Origin of the sequence: Anaerococcus nagyae, from assembly GCF_017874535.1 — a bacterium.
GTDB lineage: Bacteria > Bacillota > Clostridia > Tissierellales > Peptoniphilaceae > Anaerococcus > Anaerococcus nagyae.
Window position 1 is genome coordinate 1 of record NZ_JAGGLS010000015.1, and the last position, 1,725, is coordinate 1,725.

General features: G+C 32.4%; 1 protein-coding gene. It reads left to right on the forward strand.

Features of this window, described 5'->3' with window-relative positions:
• The first annotated feature begins 292 nt into the window (after positions 1–292).
• On the forward strand, positions 293–1,570 hold the full coding sequence (locus J2Z39_RS08385; RefSeq protein ID WP_209814758.1) for an IS110 family RNA-guided transposase: 1,278 nt from the start codon (positions 293–295) through the stop codon (positions 1,568–1,570).
• The last annotated feature ends 155 nt before the right edge of the window (positions 1,571–1,725 follow it).

Sequence of the window (1,725 nt, forward strand, 5' to 3'; positions counted from 1 at the left end):
CACTTACTGTGCTTGCTCATATACTAATAGTATAAGAACAGCTTTAAGCATAGTTCTTAAAAATGAACCTAATCATCTATGATAAAATTATAGATATTAGGGATGAAATGGGATTGTTTTATGTGCTTGCTGGGTTTCCAATTTAGGAATTACTCATTTGATAGACTCCACCCTCATTCCATTGCCTTTCATCTTTTCGGTTGGTTAGGTTCATTTATTGATTACCTGTATAACTCGTGAGCCTGTTGTGGTTTTGGATTAACAGGGCATCCCAAATTATAGGAGGTATATTATGTCAGAAAAAATTGTTGTAGGAATTGATGTGAGTAAAGCTTTCAGTGATATCTGTATTCTATCACCTAATAATGACATCATCAAAAGACTTAAAATTTCTAATGATATTACTGGTATGAAGTCGCTCATATATGTACTTGAAAAGGTAGAAGATGAGTACAAAGACAGAGCAGTAATTATCATGGAAGCTACTGCACACTATCATCAAATTTTAGCTAATTTTTTCCGTAAGCATAATTACGAAGTCATTGTAATTAATCCGATTCAAAGTGGAGCATTGAAAAATATCAATATCCGAAAAATTAAATCAGATAAAACAGATGCATATAATATAGCGTTGCTATATCGTATTAAGAATTACAACGAAACAACTACGCACTCAGATACCGTTAACAGTATCAAAAAGCTTTGCAGACAGCATAAAGAATTGACGGATGAAATTGTGGAACACATCAACCGATTAATCGCTTTTTTAGATATTTCCTTTCCAGATTTCAAGAAAGTATTTACGGATTTGCAAGGGAAAACACCTTTGTCTTTGCTTGAAAAATATCCTACTATACAGGAAGTATTATCTCCTGGAAATAAGCAAGATATTATTCAACTGATAAAAGAAAATTCACATAAAAGCAGCTCCTATGCCGAAGTAAAATATGAAAAACTATTGAAAGCTGCTGAAAAATCTATTGAAGTTTGTATAGTAAGCCTTAGTTCAGCAGTACTTATTCAAACAACTGTGAGGGTTATTTTCAGTTTACAGGAAGCTTTGAAAGCAATCGATGATGAAATCAAAAGGCTATCACTTTTAGATGAAAAGTTTCATAAAGAAATAGTGCTTTTACAAAGTATTCCAGGAGTTGGAGAGTATACAGCATGTGTTGTTTTATCAGAGCTTGGAGATATATCCAATTTCTCGAAACCGAAAGAATTAGTTGCCTTCTTTGGATTGGATCCAGGAGTAACCCAAAGTGGAACATACAATAGGAAAAACAATAAAATCTCTAAAAGAGGATCACCTCATGTTCGCTCAATTCTCCATATGCTGGCTAAATCTAATGTGTATCCAAATCGCAACCGAGAGTATTTAAATCCTGTTATGCGAGCTTATTTTGAAAAGAAGATAGCTGAAAAACCATACAAAGTTGTAATGTGTGCAATTATGCGAAAGATGGTTCAAATTATTTTTGCTGTCCTCAGAAATCAAAAATCATTTGAGTTAAGAACACCCGAAGAGCATCAAAAACTAATTCGAGAAAAGAGTAAGTTAGTCGCATAAACTATTAAAAGTGTTGCCTCAAAAAATGAAAGTATATGAGGCTTATTTGCTATGCACATTTTTAAGTTTTGTGACTTAAAAATTTTTCAAAAAAATTTTTAAAAATAACTATTGACTTTCTTAGTTGGTCTATTAAAGTTATAAGCGTTAAGCGT

Coding starts and splice junctions, on each gene's coding strand:
- J2Z39_RS08385 (WP_209814758.1), top strand. CDS start 293: ATGTCAGAAAAAATTGTTGTAGGAATTGATGTGAGTAAAGCTTTCAGT.